Genomic DNA, 20,577 nt, shown 5'->3' on the forward strand with positions numbered 1-20,577 from the left:
AAACATAGCAATACATAAAGAGAAAGCGCCGTCAGCATCAAGTATTTTACCGACAAAAATAGGAAACGTCAGACAAGTTATAACATAAAGAATTGACTACTGGTTATAATCTGTAGCTTTACGCTTTTATCGTGTAAAATACATCATTAAGTAAATATAGGAGAAGACATTCACCTGATTACTATAGCAACAAAGAAAATACTAGCAATAATCCTATTAAGTTTAGCTTAATTAACCCCGAGAAGATTAATATAATAAGTGTCAATAATATATTAAATAAATCAGCAGTAATAGATTCATCTATTACTAAATATTAAACAAGCCTTCGACTTAACAAACTAAAAAAGACCTAATTATTCCATCCTGACACCAACAATCCCAGCTACGTTTTATGCCTTTACACCTAAACCTAAATAGAGGAGTATTGTTTTTTGATAAAGTAAAATGACTATTGATAATTATTTCATCCCCTAATAAAGCTTTAAATGAGTTTTAAATGAGCTTTAAATGAGCTTTATTGGGATAGTTTATTCGTGATTTTGATTTTGTCATTGTTTTACCTAAAACTAACTGAATTTGGACAAAAAAATCATAGAGAAATCGTCATTCAGTCATTTTATGTTATCCTTTATGAAGGATAACATAAAGTTTGGTTTATCAAAAAAATTGGCTATATAATCTAGCATATAGAAATATAAATTGACTATTTTATTTGAATTTTTTCAAGTATTAGTATGCTTTATTTTCTAAAGAAAATAAAATAATTTCTGTTGCTTAAATTGTTTAATTTAATCCTAAACGGTACTTTATTAGTGAGATCTGCAAATGGATAAATGTTCTGATATTGTATTTATACGCCCTTGTCGTTCTAGATATGAAGATGAAAAAATACTTACACCTGAGTACGCATCACAATTGTTTTCTAAAGAAAATAAAATAGTTCAAATTAACTTAGATAACTGTTCCTTACAGAGGATGGAAAAGTTGTCATCAACTGCTACTTTGGATGATGTACAAAGAGTTGGGCTTTTACCATTAGTTAAATTATTAAACACAGCACCAGTATGTTTAACTGCAATTGGATTGAATGAAATGCCTGATTCATGGGTTGAAAAATCCATCAAAGCTTATCAAAATTTTTGTCGCCTATTTTGGCCAAGTCATGTTGATGATCCTGAAGCAACGTTTAGAGATTACTCTTCTGATCCTGAGAAAAATAAAGTTATTTTTAAAAGTTTGCCAGATGATTCTAGAACAGTTTATGGTTTTCATTATGTGTCCATGCTTCAGATACAAAATATCAGATTAAATTACAAGTGTTTTAGCCCTGAAAAAAAATTTGAGACATACCTTTATAGTATTATTAATTTCATTGGTATTGTTAGTGCTTATGATCTCGAAATTGCTAAATATGCTTTCTGGAGTATTGATTCGAACACTATTAATAAGTTACCAGAAAAAATCAAACAACGGCGACAATATATAAAGAAAAATTTTTTGAGAAATGGAAGTAGTTTAGAAAAATGTCGCAATCATGCTTTTGATGCTGCGATGGATCTGCATTGGTTAACAGGAGCAAATTTATCAGAGGATATTAACTTAGATATTATCATTGGAGACAAAAAATTTCCTGTTGAGAATTGGCTGGGGACTAATGATCTTAAATTATACCATATAGCAAAGGATATTTATCATATATATCATGAGGGTGCAACAATGAAAAGACTAAGTACAGTTAGAGAAGATGAGCTTTCAGCATTTCCCTATTGGAAAAATGTCGATCGTCTTGCTCAAGATGTGCTTGGATATAGAGAACAATCAACTAAAGGTACTCCCTCAAATTTTACTGAATGTATAGATGTGGCTGTAAATTTTATTGAAAACGAATTATCAAGCTATTTTGATAGCACTAATGAAAAATTAGATAGATAATTCGTTTTAAGTCAATTACCTTGTTTATATGATTTGGTTAATAATTAAAAATGTTAAAATGCGAACATCAATACTTAAGAAAATCAGGTAAAAAGGCTTTCTGCCTTTTTATTGGTTAAAAATTATAATAAACACCGACCAATCAGTCCATTGTGATGAATTTCAATTCAGACATAGTATTATCATCTACAGTTGTAACATTGATTTTACCACCCTAAATATAACGAGCCATTACATCAGCAAACCAATTTTCAATTATTTTATAAGATGTACCAGAACTAGCAGCGGTTTTGCTGTTAGATACCATATCAGCGCCTGAGTTGTCTCCATTGACAATTAACTCCATACGTTCATATTGTATATACTGCGCCAACATCCAATGATACATACAGATTAAAGTTAATTCCGGTATCAAAATCATAATAAATGTTAATCATTAATTTATTCATACTTGGTTTTATTTGTAAATAATAATTATCATCTTTGGTGGTACATCGGCATCTTCATAACTAACATGCTGAGAATTGGTATCTTTGTTTAAACTCTCTATCAAAGTAACTTCATAAACATTTTTTAAAATCGATTGCTTAATTGGTGTATTTACATCAATCGCTAGATTTTTTAATGTATGAAATAATCTCTGATTCAATGAGTAATAAACAATTTAAATACAAATGTTTTTCAGACTTTCTTATGATAAGCTTTAATCGGAATAAAATATGTAAGGAAACCGTTATGAGTAAGCTGGAAAACAAAATAGAAGCACAACACCGCTGTTTATTTGATGTACTCAATGCCCAAAAATATACTGTTGATTATTTTCAGCGTGAATATAGCTGGGAACAAAAGCATATTGAGCAACTGGTGACCGACTTAACTACATCATTTTTAAATGAATATACTCAAGGTGATAGTCGATCTGATGGTAACAATTATAATAATTATTATTTGGGCCCTTTTGTGGTGAGTATTAAAGAGGGCGGTAAGCGTAGTATTATTGATGGACAACAACGACTCACCTCACTGACACTATTATTGATTTATCTGAATAATTTACAAAAAGAATTAGATATAGAAGAAAAAATAGAGTCTATGATTTTTTCTGAGCACCGTGGGGATAAGTCTTTTAATATTACGGTTGATGAACGTATCACTTGTCTTAATAATCTCTTCACTACAGGAATGTATACGATACAAGATAATGATGATGCTTCAGTCTGTAATATGGCTCAGCGTTATCAAAATATTGTTGAAATATTTCCCGATGAATTAAAAAATGAGTCATTCTCTTTTTTTATTGACTGGCTCAAATACAACGTCATTATGGTCGAAATTATTGCTTATTCTGATGAAAATGCTTATACCATTTTTGAAACTATGAATGATAGAGGACTAAATTTAACGCCATCAGATATGCTTAAAGGTTTCTTGCTATCTCACTATAAAAATACAGATAAACGAAAAAAAGCGGACGATCTTTGGCGTAAATCGATGTTACATTTGCATAAATATGAAAAAGATGAAGATTTACGCTTCTTTCAGGCATTACTTAGAGCTCAATATGCTCGGACAATCCGTCAAGGACAGGTAGGTGCTCAAAATGAGGACTTTGAAAAAATTGGCACTCGGTTTCATAGTTGGGTTCGCGATAATCTAGCAATTATGAATTTAAACAATAAAGATCATACCAGTTTTGAACGCTTTATTGAGCAAGAATTTCAGTTTTATTTACGGGCTTACCTAGAAATTTTAGCTGCCGAATGTACTTTTACTCCGGCACTACAGCATGTTTATTATATTGATTGCTGGGGTATTGCACCAACATTAAGCTATCCTTTAATGTTAGCTCCTTTACAACTAGAAGATTCTTCCGATGTTGTACGACAAAAAATAGATTTAGTAGCTCGTTATATCGAACTGTTTGCTGTACTACGTACTTTAAATAATCGTCGATTTGCAGCTAGCTCGATTCGCTACACAATGTATACTTTGGTGAAAGAGATCAGAGGGAAATCATTATCGGAACTTAGGTTCATTTTAAGTCAAAAAGCAAAAGAAATTACAGAAAAATTTGAAAATTTTCATAATGTAGGCCTTTATAATAATAGAAACTTTATTAAATTTTTACTATCTCGTATTACTGCGTATGTAGATAATCTCGCTGGGATAAACACAACTTTGGAAACATATTTTTTTCCAGAACAAGGTAAACCTTTTGAAATTGAGCATATTTGGGCTAAACAATTTACACAGCATCAAGATGAGTTTGCGCAAGAATATGAATTTGAAAACTATCGCAATAAGTTAGGCGGTTTAATTTTATTGCCTAGAGGAACAAATCAATCCTATAGTGATATGACATTTGAAAAGAAAATGCCTCACTATTTAAAAGAAAATTTATTAGCGAAATCTTTATGTGAAAAAACGTATGAAAATAACCCTAATTTCACTAAATTGATAACAGAATACCATTTACCATTTAAACCACATGATCAATTTAAAAAAGCTGATATAGATGCTCGTCAAAAACTATACCAAACTATTTGTGAGCGTATTTGGAATGGTCAGTTTTAGGAATATAATAAGGATGTGTTTGCACATTATGAAATCAGTTTTCAAATTTAGGTAAGTGTATTATCTGTTAACTTAAGTTAATCACTATTGTAAATTACCAACAAAAGGAACTCATCAATAAATTCACTCTACAAAGTTTATATTAAAACTTTGTAGGGTTATTAACTAATTATTCAAGGTTTATAAATTACTTAACATACTGTATTCATTAGTTATAGAGCTTCCATTATAATCTTCAACAAACTCTCACTAGTATCATAAACATAATCATAAGAACATAAAGTACCAACTTGTTGAAATGCAATATTATGCTCATATTTTCATAATCAAAGCAGCTAGCTAAATTACCAAGCTTTTTCAGCAGGTATAGTCCATGTTTTATGTTCAAAATCAATTTCACTCCATTTTGCAAGCCTTTAGCTGACTCGATCTTACAAACGTTAATAAACAGAGTTGTAAAGGTAGTTTAATTATTAAACTACTTTTAGATTGATTAATCCGCTTAGGTAAACTCAAAAAGCAATTCAAGCTCTAAAGTGGGACAGAGGTTAGCTACCTGCTTATTGACAATACCTCGTTAACTTTTGCGCCGTATTGAAAGTGAGAATGCCTTGTTGGATAGCATATTCAATTTAATTTGCGCTTGAAGTCCTGAAGCAAGCTCTGATTCTATAGTTAATATTTTGCCTTTTAATCTACATGTGCTAGACAAGAGCTTAACGCCTAATTCTACTAAAACAAGCTAAAGTCATACAGCTCTTAGTTAGAGAAAAAAAGGAAAAATTAGGATAATTAGCTTTTTATTTTATTATATACTTATATAGATCAATAAATTGAAATGTTTATTCGATTCCGCGTCCAGATGCTAACTCAAAAAAAACACCAGCTTAAAGCTAGTTTTTTAAGTCTAAATCCTTTTCAAAGTTACCTTTCAAGAGATTTTCTTTGTCAATTGGCGTCAACTAAGATTATCCCATATCAAGTGCAAAATCGGATACTAACCCGGATACAAATAGTTTGATATTGGCGTGTATCGAAAAAATAACGTTAATCTCCTTATTTGCAATACTTAAGAGAAATTACTTTTATTTTATTTATACTGAACTGATTTATAATGCTCGCTAATTAACACTTCCAATAAACGGCGTTAACTATATTGGTATATATTATAAGAATTGCTTAAATCGTTCTTTTATTATATCTATTTGGGCATTAATTAATTTAACGACTTTGCATATCAAATGATGCATTAATTAATCAAAATTGCTAGTAACGAGCCGTTAACCAAAAAATTAAGTGGCAAAGGAGTTTCAGTAAAAGTAATTGTTAATGATTTAAATCCTACGTGTTGAAAAACTTGAATAAATTTAAGCTAACTGAAACCCCAGTGCTTATAAAGAGTATAGATAGATTTTTAGTAAGTTCATCTGTATGATTATAAAAAGAACAAGTTAATTTGATAGTGCTATGGTTTAAAATAACCTAATATTTATGCTATTTGGTTAAATAGGTGGTCATCACTTATCGTGTTGCTGTATTTATCTTGAGTGAAATTTAGACTTGATAGTATAAAATATATAATACGTTAAACTATTTAAATGGTACTAATAACGTTTGATAGTGGTAGATGTGATTTATAAGAGAAAATAAATGGTCAATCAAAATCCAGAACAAAAAGCTCGAGATCAAATAGACGAACTACTCGCGCAAGCGGGGTGGGTAGTACAAAATAAAAAGAAAATCGATTTTTCTGCTTCTTCTGGTATTGCAGTTCGCGAGTACCAGACCGACGTAGGCCCTGCCGATTATGTGCTATTTGTCAACAAACAAGCGGTCGGTGTCATTGAGGCTAAACCCGAAGTCTGGGGCGAGAAGATCACTACGGTTGAAGAGCAATCACAAGGGTATGCTAGCGCCACATTGAAATGGGTCAAAAATAGTAAACCGTTGCGTTTTGTCTATGAAAGTACTGGCATCATCACTCGCTTTACAGATGGATTAGACCCACATCCACGCTCTCGTGAAGTGTTTAACTTCCACCGTCCGGAAACCCTCGCCAAGTGGTGCAAAGATCCTAAAAGCCTGCGAGGCCGTCTACAAGATTTCCCTGTTCTGCTAAAAAACGGTCTACGTGATTGCCAAATTACGGCCATCACTAATCTCGAAGAATCTTTCAAACAAGACAAGCCCCGTGCGCTGATACAAATGGCTACTGGCTCTGGGAAAACCTTTACCGCAATTACTGCTAGTTATCGCCTGTTACGCGAGCCAGTAAGCGCAAACCGAATTTTGTTTCTGGTGGATACTAAAAACCTTGGAGAACAAGCTGAACAAGAGTTTATGAGCTTTGTGCCGAATGATGATAACCGAAAATTTACCGAACTTTACACAGTTCAGCGATTAAAAAACCAATATATTGCCAAAGATGCTCAAGTTTGTATCAGTACCATCCAACGTATGTACTCAATTTTAAAAGATGAGGTTCTGGACGAATCACTCGAAGAACAAAACCCAGCGGAACAATTCACTAAGCCTAAAGAACCACTGCCAGTTGTTTACAACGAAAAGATCCCACCAGAGTTTTTTGATGTGATCATTATTGATGAGTGTCACCGTTCCATTTACAATCTATGGCGGCAGGTACTTGAGTATTTTGATGCCTATCTGGTCGGACTCACTGCCACTCCAGACAACCGTACTTACGGTTTTTTCCGTAAGAATGTTGTCAGCGAGTATAACCACGAAAAAGCTGTGGCCGATGGCGTTAATGTTGGCAACGAAATTTTTATTATTGAAACTGAAAAGACCAAACAAGGCGGAAAGATCAAAGCAAAGCAACAGGTAGAGCGCCGCGAGCGTACTACTCGGCGCAAGCGTTGGGAGCAACAGGATCAGGATCAAACTTACACAGCCAAGCAACTTGACCGTGATATTGTTAATCCAGATCAAATTCGTACAGTTATTCGTACGTTCAAAGATTCGCTGCCAAGTATCTTTCCTGGTCGCCAAGAAGTGCCCAAAACGCTGATTTTTGCCAAAACCGATAGCCATGCGGATGACATAATCCAAATCGTGCGTGAAGAGTTTGGTGAAAGTAACCAGTTCTGCAAAAAAGTCACTTACCGTGTCGCCAATGATAAAACCGACGCCAAAGGTAATGTGGTTGAAAAAGGTGAAGATCCTAAATCCGTACTCGCCCAATTTCGTAATGACTATTACCCTCGTATTGCTGTCACCGTTGATATGATTGCCACGGGCACTGACGTAAAACCGCTTGAATGTCTACTGTTTATGCGTGACGTTAAAAGCAAAAACTACTTTGAACAAATGAAGGGGCGCGGTACCCGTACACTGGATAAAGATAGCCTACAAAAGGTCACACCATCTGCACAGAGTGCCAAAACACACTATGTGATTGTTGATGCAATTGGTGTCACCAAGTCAGTTAAAACGGCAAGCCAACCTCTTATCACCAAGCCTAGTGTATCGTTTAAAGATTTGGCGATGGGTGTTATGATGGGGGCGAGTGATAGTGATACTGTTTCATCACTAGCTGGACGCCTAGCACGATTAGACAAACAACTTGATGACAAAGAGCGTGCCCGCATTGCTGAAAAAGCAGGCGGTACAACACTCCTTACGATTGTGAGTGAACTTTTCAACGCTATTGATGGTGACCGTATAGAACAAAAAGCCTTGGAAATTGTCGGTCAACCCGTCGGTACCGATCCTGGTGATGATGCCCGCAACCAAGCTCAACAACAGCTGGTGAGTGAAGTGGCAAACCTGTTTAATGGCGACTTAATAGAGCTAATTGATTCTATCCGTCGTGACAAAGAACAAATCATCGTTCACGATGATCTGGATACGGTTCTTAAAGCTGAATGGGAGGGAGAAACCACCGAAAACGCTAAGGTGCTTATACAGGAGTTTGCCGACTATCTGCAAGAGCAAGCCGATAAGATTGATGCTCTCACCATTTACTTTTATACTCCTGCACGTCGGTCTGAAGTCACCTACCCACACATCAAAGCGCTGTTGGAAAAACTCAAGCAAGATCGTCCTAAGCTAGCACCATTACGTATCTGGCAGGCTTATACCCATTTGGATAACTACCAAGGTGACAACCCGCTAACAGAACTTATTGCTCTAGTGGCTTTGGTTCGCCGAGTATGTGGAATTGATAGTAAAATCAAGCCTTTTACTAACACTGTAAGAAAGAATTTTCAGGATTGGATTATGAAGTACCATTCAAGTAACTCAGAAAAATTTAATGAACAGCAAATGCAATGGCTACAAGCCATTCGCGACCATATCGCCAGCTCCTTTCACTTTGAGCGCGATGATTTAGATATGACACCCTTTGATGCCAAAGGTGGTTTAATGGGCATGTACCAGCAATTTGGAGACAAGATGGACTGGGTGATTGAGGAGTTGAATCGGGAGTTGGTGGCGTGATGGTTAAAACTAATCTTGGTCAAGTAACATATATCACAACTGGAAAGTTGGATGCTAATTCCCAAAATGCCAATGGATTATACCCTTTTTTTACATGTGGCGAAGAAAACCTAACCATAAATACAGCTGCATTTGATACTGAAGCAGTATTATTAGCTGGGAATGGAAATTTCAGCGTAAAATATTACAAGGGTAAATTTAACGCATACCAACGAACGTATGTCATTAGACCAAAAATAGTAGATGGTAAATGGTTGTACTATTTGGTTATGTATCATATTGCTAAAATAACGGTTGGGGCTCGTGGATCGACTATTAAGTACTTAAGGATTAGCGATATAACAAAATGCCCAGTTTATTTGGTTTCTTTGAATCACCAAAAACGTATTGTCGCAAAAATCGAAGAACTATTCTCTGAGCTGGATAATGGCATTGCTGCGCTAAAAACCGCCCGCGAACAACTTAAAGTCTACCGTCAGGCTGTACTTAAACATGCCTTTGAAGGTAAGCTCACTGCGAAGTGGCGTGAGAAGAATGCCGATAAGCTGGAATCCCCAGAACAACTTCTCGCCCGCATCCAACAGGAACGCGAAGCCCACTATCAAGAACAGCTGGAAGATTGGAAAGCTACAGTAAAAAAGTGGGAAGCTAATGGTAAAGAGGGGAAAAAACCGGGTAAACCTAAGAAATTGATTCAACTTACTCTGCAGTCTGAAACATCAAATCTAAAGCTTGCTTTTCTACCAGCTGGCTGGTCTCACATCAAACTTGGAAACTTAATTGACGAACCAGTTTACGGTACATCAGCTAAATGTGATTATGAAACTGGCGAGCAAAGTGTACTTCGTATTCCTAATATTTCAGCGGGAATAATAGATGACACTGATTTGAAGTTTGCTAACTTTGAAAAAGGTGAGATCGATCATCTTCGCTTAATGATTGGTGACATATTAACTATACGTTCCAATGGGAGCATATCACTAGTTGGCAGTTGTGGGCTTGTCAAAGAAAAGGATACAAAACACATATTTGCAGGCTACTTAATCAGATTGAGACCCAATAAAAAAATGATAAAATCAGAATATTTATTGGCAGCCATGAGTAGTCATCTTATTCGCCAACAAATAGAGTCAGCTGCAAAATCAACAAGTGGTGTCAATAATATCAATAGTAGTGAATTGCAAAATCTAATTATTCCTCTGACTTCAATACAAGAACAAGAAGTTCTGATATCATTGTTGGATTCTATACTTCCGATGATTAAATCAACTGAAATTGAAATCGATAAACAGCTAGCAAAAGCCGAAACCCTACGCCAATCGATCCTGAAAAAAGCTTTCTCTGGTCAATTGGTACCACAAGACCCAAGTGATGAACCAGCTAGTGAACTGTTAGCTCGTATTCAGGCGGAAAAAGAGTTCGTCAACACTCAGAAAACCAAAAAGACAAACAAGAAACAATCAGTGTCTGGTCATTAGATGGCTGTCAACAAATCAACTTTATATGAAAGCCACATTGATGCGCTTTTTACTTATTTATCGAGTTAGGACAATGTAATAATGAATACATCAACAATCATCTCAAAAGTCTGGAGCTTTTGTACTACCCTACGCGACGATGGTGTCGGTTATGGCGACTATCTTGAACAACTAACCTATCTGATCTTTCTTAAGATGGCCGATGAATACGCCAAACCACCTTACTCTCGTGACGTAGGTATTCCGGCAAAATATAATTGGCAAGCGCTTACTAGTAAGAAAGGTGCAGAGCTTGAAGTGCTTTACGTAGAATTGCTACGTGAATTAGGTAAGCAGAAAGGTATGCTTGGCCAAATTTTTACTAAAGCACAAAACAAGATTCAAGATCCAGCTAAGTTGTACCGCCTGATTGATATGATCGATAGTACTCAATGGATCATGATGGGCGCAGATGTTAAGGGTGACATCTATGAAGGGTTGCTGGAAAAGAACGCTGAAGATACTAAGTCTGGTGCGGGTCAGTATTTCACACCAAGGTCATTAATCCGCGCTATGGTGGAATGCATTCGACCAGAACCCGGAAAAACTATCGCTGACCCTGCATGTGGTACGGGTGGATTTTTTCTGGCAGCCTATGACTTTCTAACAAATCCAGAAAATACCGCTCTCGACAAAGAGCAAAAGCAATTTCTGAAGCATAGTACTTTCTATGGTAACGAAATCGTTGCCAATACTCGTCGCCTGTGTCTAATGAATATGTTCCTACATAATATCGGTGAAATTGATGGTGATAGTCTAGTATCTCCTAATGACGCGCTTATTGCGACAAGTCCTGTTAGTGTAGACTATGTTCTTGCCAACCCACCTTTTGGTAAAAAAAGCTCAATGAGCTTCACCAATGAAGAAAGTGAGCAGGAAACCGATGAACTGACCTATAACCGGCAAGACTTTTGGGCGACTACCTCTAACAAACAACTTAACTTTGTTCAACACATCCGCAGTATGTTGAAAACCACCGGCAAGGCCGCAGTAGTTGTACCAGATAACGTACTGTTTGAAGGTGGTGCTGGAGAAACCATTCGCAAGAAACTACTAGAAAATACCACCCTACATACCATTCTACGTCTACCTACTGGTATATTTTATGCACAAGGGGTTAAGGCCAACGTATTGTTTTTTGATAACCAGCCGGCCAGTCCAAAGGCTTGGACAAAAGAGGTGTGGTTTTATGATTACCGAACCAATATTCATCACACCCTGAAGAAAAAGCCAATGCGTTTTGACGATCTGGCCGACTTTATCGAATGTTACAATCCGAAAAATCCTGCTAAACGCAAAGAGACCTGGCATCCCGAAAATAATCCAGAAGGACGCTGGCGTAAATACACTATTGAAGAGTTACTGACACGGGACAAAACCAGCTTAGATATTTTCTGGTTAAAAGATAGAAGTTTAACCGATCTTGATAACCTACCAGAACCAGATGAACTCGTAGAAGAAATTATCGAAAATCTAGAAGCTGGATTAAACAGTTTCAGAAATGTTCTCAATCAACTAACTACTAAATAGATTTATTAAAAAGAGACTGTCAAATTAACTTTTCAACCTGAAGCTAAATATGACAGTCACTTTCCTATTTTGAATTTTGGACGCAACTTAAATGATCACATTCTATTATTTAAATCAACATTTAGCTGAGTGTTCGAAAAGTTTTAGCTATGCATTTAAGATTTAACAACATGATAAAACTGATTAAAGCTCGAACAACTTAATTTAAGGATACAAAAGCGAATATATTTCGGCAATTTAAAACTCATAAACGAATATTAATAAGGTTTGATTAAATTCAATCCCATATCCAACCACCAAACTCCAAAACCTCCCCATAACAGTTTTTTAAATCCAAATCTTTTTCAACACCACCTCCCAACAACGTTTCTCTACCAATCAACGTCAACTACCCCCAAATTAAGTAAAAAAATAGATGCATTCAGTTGGATAATGGTGCTCGTTCTAAAGATAGTTTTAAAATCTTTATTGGCAATAGTTACCATAAATTGCTTAGGTTTTATTATTTATTTTTAATAACCAAATAATTGTATTAATTTTTAAAGTCAATTGAAGCCAAATTTGCTAAGTGAATAGTCAACAGCTGAACACTTATTTAAAACTAAATGCTAAGTGGCTTTGACAAATAGACTTACCGATTAATTAAAACTAATCTGACCATAATTGTTCAATTGTTATGAATATTTATTCAATAGAATCATATTGTTAATCCTAGAAATATCATTTATCCAGTAAAGAAGTGTTGGTTTTACTGGTATTTTCAACTAGAGGTTTATAGCTGAAAAAACAATAAATTACATTAATATTCATGATCTGCATCACATAATCACATAATTATTGTTGTTGGTTCCAAATTATTTAAATATATTGCTAACACGAGTTAGCAAAGGATAGTTTAAAGATGGAAATTTATTTTATTGGTGTTGATGTAGGTTCGGCTAGTGTACGAAGTGCAATTTTCGATCAACAAGGTAATCGAATTGCATTTGCAGTAAGACCAATCCAACAATTTCATTCGAATGTTGATTGGGTCGCGCAATCATCTTCTGATATTTGGGATCAAGTTTGTTCTGCTGTAAAAGAAACGGTTCTTCAAGCAAAAATAGATAAAAATAAGATCGTTTCTATTGGCTTTGATGCGACATGTTCTTTAGTTGCTATCGGCCATGATGGCTCACCAATTTCTGTTTCGGAAAATGGATCATTGCATGAAGATATCATTATGTGGATGGATCATAGAGCTAAAAAAGAGACCACTGATATTAACTTAACTAATGATCCGGTTTTGAAGTATGTTGGTGGTGAAGTTAATGTTGAGATGGAACTGCCTAAAATTTTATGGCTAAAAAACAATCACCCCGAAAGATATCAAGCAACATGGCGATTTTTTGATTTAGCGGATTATCTAGTTTGGAAGTCAACCTCAGCAGATGTCGCCAGTGTTTGTACATTGACTTGCAAATGGAACTATCTCTCTCATAAAAAACGATTTGATGAAAAATTCTTAGCCAAAATTGGACTAAATGATGTGCTCGCTAAAATACCTAAGTCGGTAACTGAATTGGCTGAGGCGGTTGGTACACTTACACCCAAAGCAGCTATTGAACTCGGTTTAACTGAAAAGGTAATTGTTGCTAGTGGAATTATTGATGCCCATGCTGGCGGTGTTGCATTAGTCGGTAGTGATCCTAAAAATAGTTTAGCTATTATTAGTGGTACATCTAATTGCCATATGATAGTCAACCCAAAATCTATTTATGTTCCAGGTGTCTGGGGGCCATATTATGGGGCAATGTTACCTAATTTTTGGTTAAACGAAGGCGGGCAAAGTGCTGCCGGGGCGCTTTTAGAATGGACAATTAGACAACATTCAGCTTGGCCGGAAATTGTTAAAGAATCAGAAGAAAAACAGTGTCATTATTATCAATTATTAAATCACTATGTTAATCAGTTAGAACAAAAAGAACAACGTCCAACACAAAATCTACACATCTTAGCCGATCATCATGGTAATCGTTCTCCTAGAGCTAATGCAGATGCTAAAGGGATGATTTCAGGATTAACACTCGAAACGGGGGTTATGGGCTTAGCCAGAATTTACTTAGCAACCTTGCAAGCCATCGCCTATGGAACACTACATATCATCGACACACTAACTGAATCTGGTTACCAGATTGATAAGATCATTATGTGTGGAGGTGCAACAAAAAATCCACTGTGGTTACGCGAATATAGTGATGTAACCGGTCGTGAAATTGTTTTAGTCAAAGAGGAAGACGCGGTCAATCTTGGCGCTGCGATTTTAGCGGCAGTGGCAGCTAAAGCTTTCCCAAATATTCAAAGTGCCGCCCAATCTATGGTAGCTAGCGGTATCACAATCAAACCTAATTTTAACAGCCAAAATTTTCATAAACACAAATACCGTGTTTATTTGCAAATGTATCAAGATCAACAAAAGTATAACCAATTCATGAGTTTATCCGATTGAAAAAAAGGAGTAGAAAATGCTACAAGTCGTATTACCCAAACAATTAAATCCACAAAAAAGTGATGATAAAGAAATCATCATGATTACAAGTGGTGATTTGCGAGAAGCTGCAAATACCACATGCTGGCCTACACAGCTTAAATTTGAACACAAACTACAAGAGTGTTTACAGAAACGTGGATATAAACTAACCCGTGCCTTTCCCGTTAATTCAGAAGTAGGACATGGTTTTCTTAGAACACAACGTGAAGGTTGTGATCATTTTGCCAATATTGACCCTGATGCCCCTTTAATTGTTCTTTTAACTGCTTGGCAGTATTCACATTATGTTGCGCCTTGCTTAGTTCATCATCGAGGACCTATTTTGCTATTAGCTAATTTTGAAGGAACTTGGCCAGGGTTGGTTGGTATGCTTTGTTTAGCGGGAACATTAACAAGCTTAGGGAAAAATTATTCAAGATTATGGTCTGAGAATTTTGACGATGACTTTTTTAATAGCTCTTTAGATACTTGGTTAAAGTATGGTTCTGTACAACACAATACTCAATATTTACATGATATTTCACCAGTACATCCTGTCATGGCAACATCAGCCGGAGAAATTGGGCGGCAAGTTGGTAACTATATTTTACAACATAAAGCTATTTTAGGACTGTTTGATACCTTTTGTATGGGGATGATCAATGGCGTTTTTCCACAAAAATCATTGATCGATATTGGTATGCCACTTGAATCATTATCACAATCGGCATTATTAGTTGAAATGAACAAAGTACCAAAATCGTTACGTCAAGCTTGTCTCAAATGGTATGAAGATCAAGGCATGAAATTTCAATTTGGTACAGATCCTCAAACAGAATTAACACGTGAACAAGTTGAAGAGCAATGTGCCATGATGATTGCCATGGCTCGCTTTTATAAACGCTATGGTTTATCCGCGATTGGAGTTCAATATCAACAGGGCTTGAAAGATAGTTGTGCGGCGTCTGATTTTGCAGAGGGTGCCATAGGTTCAACTCAGCGTTTCCCGATCCCAGATGATAATGGCGATATTATTGCCTCAGGAAAACCCATCGCTTGCATAAATGAAGTTGATATGGGTACCGCAATTCCACAAACCATGCTTTGGTATCTTCTTACCTCCTTAAATTTACCTGCCGAGACAACTTTACACGATGTTAGATGGGGTAGTGAATACAACGGCGTTTTTTACTGGGATTTTGAAATCTCAGGCGCAGTTCCTTTTGAACATATTAAAGGTGGCATTGCCGGCGCAACAGGATATCGACAACCAGTGATGTTCTTTCCTTATGGTGGTTCAACCATTGCCGGACAAGGTAAAGCAGGACGTTTTATTTGGTCGAGAGCTCATTATGAAGGACTTGACGTCATTATGCATATTGGTACAGGTCATGCGGTGGAATTACCAGAAGCTGAATTTGAGCGTCGCCGTAAAGCAACCAATTATGAGTGGCCACTTATGAATGCCGTTTTAGATGGTGTATCACGTAATGATTTTATGGCTGGGCATCAAAGTAACCATATCACTATTGCTTACGTTGATGAAGATAAAATTGCAGAAGTATTACAAGCTTTTGTTGCTCAATGTTTAACCCAAAAAATAAAAGTTAAAGTCGCTGGCGATGCATTTAGATTTTTTTAGTTATATCTAAATGTTTTGCTTAGTGTTGATAACGTGTGGGCTTTTTACATAAATTTGGTTAAAGGTAACAGGTAATAATATGAGTACATCCACAAGAAATATAGATGAGCTTATCTCATCGGTAAAAAATATATTTGATAATAAAGAGTCACCATCGGCAACAAAAGCTGGTTGGTTAATGATAACCGCTTTATTAATTGAATCATGGGATATCTATTCCATGGCATTCATTATTTATGCTTTAAACGATATTTACCACCCAAGTAGTTGGTTATTAGGTTTAACCGCCGCAGGAACACAATTAGGCGCAGTTATAGGTGCGTTAATGGGCGGCTGGCTAACAGACAAAATCGGCAGAAGAACAATTTTCCTTGGTTCAATGATCCTTTTTGCTATTTGCGCAATTTTACAAGGTATGGCACCTGATATGTATTGGCTAGCTGCAATAAGATTTTTTGCCGGTATTCCAGTTGGGGCTGATGTTGCTAATGGCTTCACTTATATTATGGAAGTGATGCCTAAAAAGAAACGTGAAGTTATGGCAAACCGTTGGCAATTTATGTTTGCATTAGGAATCATTGCTGCAATTTTATTAGTGACCATTTTGCAATTAGCTAATGTTGATAATTCTTTAATTTGGCGCATTGTTTTAGCTGTTCCGGCAATTCCAGCATTTGGACTATTGATGATGCGTAAAGAACTACCAGAAACACCAACTTGGTTAGTTGAAAGAGGTCGTTTTATTGAAGCAAAAGTCGCATCAAAAACATTCTATAAAGATGATTTTTTAGACGCATTACTACCTGACGAAAATGTACATATCGAACAACCAAAAGTTAACCAAGTATTAAAAGATGTATTTAAAAATAAATTTTCAAAGAAAACCACAATTTTTGGTTGGATCTCATGTGCTGTGCAATCATTTGAAAATTATGCATTTTCATTCTATTTACCGTTTATTCTAGTAACAATTGGAATCTCAGGACAAATACAAAATAACCTAGCATTAATTTTTATAAATTGCATAGCTGCGACCTCCGCTTTTGTAGGCCCATTATTGTTACCTAAATTAGGTCATAAAGGGATTAGTCAGTGGGGCTTCTTAATGGTAACCATTGGTATTTTAATTGCAGCCTACGGATTTTATGATCAAAACTTTATCTTTATTACATTTGGCGCCGCTTTAATGTTATGGGGGCATTATTGGGATTCTGAAAGTGGAATGACAGTTATTTCCCTAGTAGCAAAACCTGAGTATAGAGGAATTGCATCCGGTATTGGTTACACTATTGTTAAAGTGACTGCTTTTGTTACTACATTAGTTTTCCCCCCATTATTCAAAACCCTTGGCGTGCCGGTTGCTGCGGCCATCGTTTCAATTGGACCTTTCCTAGCATTTTTAGCAGCAACATTTATTTTGCCAGAAGTATTTGGACATGAAGAAAGTAACAAACAGAAATAAACAAGAATATTAAATTAGTAACAGAGAATTATATATAGATAAAAGGATATAGTTATGAAAAATTTACAAATGCCTGTAATTGAACGAATCGAATTAATGACCTCAAGAGTTCCTTTACCGAAAGGCCCTTGGGGAGATCAAATTCACCATGTAACAGATATAGAAGTATCGATTGTTGATGTTTATGGCTCAAATGGTCTTGTCGGTACTGGTTTTAGTCATACTTCAGGTTGGTGCGGGACAACAATTTCAGCTTTAATTAAGGAAATTATTCCTGACGTTATCGGCCAACGACTATCACCACGAGGTTTATGGCATCGTAGTTATAAACACGTTCATGATGTTGGCGGTGCCGGGGTTACGACTCATGCTTTATCCGCTCTTGATATCGCTTACTGGGATTTACTAGGTAAAACCTTAAATACGCCAATAATTGATATTTTAGGACGAGTAAGGGATAAAGTACCTCTCTATGGTAGTGGTATTAATTTACATTTATCGGTCGAAGAAGTTATTGAACAGGTTAAAGAGTGGAAAGCTAAAGGTTACTTCGCGGCAAAAGTGAAAGTAGGTAAACCAACATTAGAGGAAGATGTTGAGCGATTAACAAAAATCCAAGAAGCAGTACCCTATTTTCCTTTAGCGGTCGATGCTAACCAAGGATGGAATTTCCCTCAAGCTTTACAAGCATTTAAAGCATTTGATCATTTAAATTTATTATGGATTGAAGAACCATTACCATCAGATGATATTACCGGACATATTCATTTGCGTGAACGTGTAAATACACCAATAGCGCTAGGTGAGAATGTTTATAATGTTAATCAATTTGCTCAATATATTGAAGGTAATGCCGCTGACTTTATTCAAGCGGATCTAGGTCGAGTAGGGGGAATTACCGGATATTTAGATATTGCTGCCGTAGCAAGAGCACATAATTTACCAATGACACCGCACTTTGTTATGGAACTTAGCGCATCACTATTAACAACTGTACCAAATATCTCTTATTCAGAAATGACTGATGGTGGAACTTGGAGTGATTTACGTATCTTCAAGTCAGCTGGTCGTGAAGAAAATGGCTATTATATCCCTAGTGAGTTACCAGGGCATGGCATCATTCTTGATAGAGAATATTTAGAGAAATACAAAATTTAATTGAAGGAGTTTAATGATGCAAGATTCTCTATTTTCTGTTAAAGACAAAATTATCATTGTCACAGGCGGCTTTGGGCAATTAGGGGCTCAATATGTTAGAGAACTTCATTCACGTGGAGCACTGGTAGCAGTGCTCGGTTCAACATGTAGTGAAGATAAAATTAACAAAGTATTTAATGATATTCGAGATTCTAAAAACGTTAGATTTTATGGTGTCAACATTACAAAAGTAGATGAAATTACTAACGCCTTAGATGATATTGAAAATGTATGGGGAACACCAGACGGCTTAATTAATAATGCTGGTATTGATACCCAACCAAGTGCTCCACCAGAAGTATCAGGACCATTTGAAAATTTTCCTGAGGAAGTATTCCGAGAAGTTGTTGAAGTAAATTTAGTGGGAACATTTTTAATGACACAACAAGTTGGTGCAAGAATGAAACAAGCTGGAAAATCTGGTTCAATAGTGAATATTGGATCCATTTATGGTGTTGTTTCTCCTGTACAAGATATCTATTCTTATAAAAAAGAAGATACCGGTGTTCCATTTATTAAACCAGTTGCTTATTCTGCTGCAAAATCAGGTGTTTATAATTTCACTCGTTACTGTGCAACCTATTGGGGACGAGATAATATTCGGGTTAATACGTTAACCTTATCGGGAGTACAACGCGCAGATCAAGATCCACGATTCCAAAAAAATTATACAGCTCGAATTCCTATTGGCAGAATGGCTCAAGCAAATGAATTTAATGGTGCAATTGTTTTCTTAATGTCAGATGCATCTATTTATATGACAGGAGCAAATGTCGTTATGGATGGAGGATGGACGGCATGGTAGACAATAAACAGCAGTTTGCCGGTGTTTTCTCGGCAATCGTCACGCCAATGCATCATGATGAATCGGTAAATTATGAGGCATTAGCTTTATTGGCAAAAAAACAACTATCACGTGGAGTTGAAGGGTTTTATTGTTGTGGTTCTTCGGGAGAAGGACCATTATTGAATATTGAAGAACGTTCACAAATAGCTGAAACCATCGTTAAAGCGGTCGGTGATCAAGTACCGGTTATTGCTCATGTGGGTACAGTTAGGACGCTTGATGCAGTTAAAATTGCAAAAAATTCTGAAAAATCAGGAGTTAAAGCTGTTTCCTTAGTTCCCCCCTATTATTATAATTTTAGTCAAAAAGAGATCATTAATTACTATAAAACAGTATTATCGGCTGTCTCTATTCCAGTGATTCTTTACAATATTCCACAATTTACTAAAGTTGAATTCGATAGAAAATTTGCTGGAGAGTTGCTCTCAGAACAACAAGTATTAGGAGTGAAACATACCTCTCATAATATGTATTCATTACAACGTATGGTCTGCGAGTATCCTGATAAAATCTTTTATAATGGATTTGATGAAATTTATTTTTCTAGTCTTGCCGCCGGGGTTAAAGGAACAATTGGCACTACCGTCAACATTCAACCAGAGCTTTTTTTGAAAATTCGCCAATATTACCATAGTGGGCAAGTTGATAAGGCTCAAAAAGTACAAGGTATGATCAATTATGCCATAGAGTATATGGTTGATAGGGGGATTTTTCAATCGGCTAAATATATGTCAGGAATAGACTTTATGGATTTGGGTAATACTCGAGCACCATTTGAATTATTATCAGAAGAATACAAAAAGCAACTTGATAATTTGAATCTGATTATAAAAGAGAATATAGCTAATGAAACAAATGGATAACTATTATTCGCAAATAGTTCCTATCAATATTTCGAAAATGGTTGAG

Annotated in this window: 12 protein-coding genes; 11 read left to right on the top strand and 1 reads right to left on the bottom strand. The window is 35.9% G+C overall.

Annotated elements, in window-relative coordinates:
• Positions 1 to 825 precede the first annotated feature (825 nt).
• Positions 826 to 1,932 carry a hypothetical protein gene (locus DKK79_RS13710; protein ID WP_110424542.1) on the top strand — a complete coding sequence of 369 codons (1,107 nt, stop codon included), beginning with the start codon at positions 826 to 828 and terminating at the stop codon, positions 1,930 to 1,932.
• Positions 1,933 to 2,146: 214 nt separating this feature from the next.
• Here the strand turns inward: DKK79_RS13710 and DKK79_RS13715 are convergent, their stop codons facing one another.
• Entirely contained in the window at positions 2,147 to 2,353 is a 207-nt protein-coding gene (locus DKK79_RS13715; protein ID WP_110424543.1) for a hypothetical protein, read from the bottom strand.
• A gap of 314 nt (positions 2,354 to 2,667) precedes the next feature.
• On the opposite strand from DKK79_RS13715, the gene DKK79_RS13720 reads away from it, so the two are divergent.
• From DKK79_RS13720 to DKK79_RS13770, 10 genes are all read left to right on the top strand, one after another.
• Positions 2,668 to 4,506, top strand: a complete 1,839-nt coding sequence (locus tag DKK79_RS13720) for a DUF262 domain-containing protein (protein WP_110424544.1) — start codon at positions 2,668 to 2,670, stop codon at positions 4,504 to 4,506.
• Positions 4,507 to 6,156: 1,650 nt separating this feature from the next.
• Complete coding sequence (locus tag DKK79_RS13730; RefSeq protein ID WP_110424545.1) at positions 6,157 to 8,964, top strand: type I restriction endonuclease subunit R; 2,808 nt, start codon at positions 6,157 to 6,159, stop codon at positions 8,962 to 8,964.
• Positions 8,964 to 10,442: a restriction endonuclease subunit S gene (locus DKK79_RS13735; RefSeq protein WP_110424546.1), complete on the top strand. Its 1,479-nt coding sequence runs from the start codon at positions 8,964 to 8,966 to the stop codon at positions 10,440 to 10,442. The genes DKK79_RS13730 and DKK79_RS13735 overlap by 1 nt, the downstream gene beginning before the upstream one ends.
• Positions 10,443 to 10,523: 81 nt before the next feature.
• A complete protein-coding gene (locus DKK79_RS13740; protein ID WP_110424547.1) occupies positions 10,524 to 12,011 on the top strand; it encodes a class I SAM-dependent DNA methyltransferase in 1,488 nt (495 codons plus the stop codon).
• Positions 12,012 to 12,912: 901 nt separating this feature from the next.
• Positions 12,913 to 14,499 carry an FGGY-family carbohydrate kinase gene (locus DKK79_RS13745; protein ID WP_110424548.1) on the top strand — a complete coding sequence of 529 codons (1,587 nt, stop codon included), beginning with the start codon at positions 12,913 to 12,915 and terminating at the stop codon, positions 14,497 to 14,499.
• Between the two features lie 16 nt (positions 14,500 to 14,515).
• On the top strand, positions 14,516 to 16,162 hold the full coding sequence (locus tag DKK79_RS13750; RefSeq protein ID WP_110424549.1) for a signal transduction protein: 1,647 nt from the start codon (positions 14,516 to 14,518) through the stop codon (positions 16,160 to 16,162).
• 79 nt (positions 16,163 to 16,241) lie between these two features.
• A complete protein-coding gene (locus DKK79_RS13755; RefSeq protein ID WP_110424550.1) occupies positions 16,242 to 17,624 on the top strand; it encodes an MFS transporter in 1,383 nt (460 codons plus the stop codon).
• 54 nt (positions 17,625 to 17,678) lie between these two features.
• On the top strand, positions 17,679 to 18,782 hold the full coding sequence (locus DKK79_RS13760) for a mandelate racemase/muconate lactonizing enzyme family protein (protein WP_034884418.1): 1,104 nt from the start codon (positions 17,679 to 17,681) through the stop codon (positions 18,780 to 18,782).
• A 16-nt stretch (positions 18,783 to 18,798) separates the two neighbouring features.
• Positions 18,799 to 19,626: an SDR family oxidoreductase gene (locus DKK79_RS13765; protein ID WP_110424551.1), complete on the top strand. Its 828-nt coding sequence runs from the start codon at positions 18,799 to 18,801 to the stop codon at positions 19,624 to 19,626.
• Positions 19,620 to 20,531 carry a dihydrodipicolinate synthase family protein gene (locus DKK79_RS13770; protein WP_110424552.1) on the top strand — a complete coding sequence of 304 codons (912 nt, stop codon included), beginning with the start codon at positions 19,620 to 19,622 and terminating at the stop codon, positions 20,529 to 20,531. Before DKK79_RS13765 ends, DKK79_RS13770 begins: the two co-directional genes overlap by 7 nt.
• Positions 20,532 to 20,577: the final 46 nt, after the last annotated feature.

This window comes from Gilliamella apicola (genome assembly GCF_003202915.1).
GTDB lineage: Bacteria > Pseudomonadota > Gammaproteobacteria > Enterobacterales > Orbaceae > Gilliamella > Gilliamella apicola_Q.

Excerpts from the sequence above, each read along its gene's own strand:
- DKK79_RS13740 (WP_110424547.1), top strand. The coding sequence starts at position 10,524 with ATGAATACATCAACAATCATCTCAAAAGTCTGGAGCTTTTGTACTACC.
- DKK79_RS13720 (WP_110424544.1), top strand. The coding sequence starts at position 2,668 with ATGAGTAAGCTGGAAAACAAAATAGAAGCACAACACCGCTGTTTATTT.
- DKK79_RS13750 (WP_110424549.1), top strand. The coding sequence starts at position 14,516 with ATGCTACAAGTCGTATTACCCAAACAATTAAATCCACAAAAAAGTGAT.
- DKK79_RS13765 (WP_110424551.1), top strand. The coding sequence starts at position 18,799 with ATGCAAGATTCTCTATTTTCTGTTAAAGACAAAATTATCATTGTCACA.
- DKK79_RS13745 (WP_110424548.1), top strand. The coding sequence starts at position 12,913 with ATGGAAATTTATTTTATTGGTGTTGATGTAGGTTCGGCTAGTGTACGA.
- DKK79_RS13770 (WP_110424552.1), top strand. The coding sequence starts at position 19,620 with ATGGTAGACAATAAACAGCAGTTTGCCGGTGTTTTCTCGGCAATCGTC.
- DKK79_RS13755 (WP_110424550.1), top strand. The coding sequence starts at position 16,242 with ATGAGTACATCCACAAGAAATATAGATGAGCTTATCTCATCGGTAAAA.
- DKK79_RS13715 (WP_110424543.1), bottom strand. The coding sequence starts at position 2,353 with ATGATTTTGATACCGGAATTAACTTTAATCTGTATGTATCATTGGATG.
- DKK79_RS13730 (WP_110424545.1), top strand. The coding sequence starts at position 6,157 with ATGGTCAATCAAAATCCAGAACAAAAAGCTCGAGATCAAATAGACGAA.
- DKK79_RS13735 (WP_110424546.1), top strand. The coding sequence starts at position 8,964 with ATGGTTAAAACTAATCTTGGTCAAGTAACATATATCACAACTGGAAAG.
- DKK79_RS13760 (WP_034884418.1), top strand. The coding sequence starts at position 17,679 with ATGAAAAATTTACAAATGCCTGTAATTGAACGAATCGAATTAATGACC.
- DKK79_RS13710 (WP_110424542.1), top strand. The coding sequence starts at position 826 with ATGGATAAATGTTCTGATATTGTATTTATACGCCCTTGTCGTTCTAGA.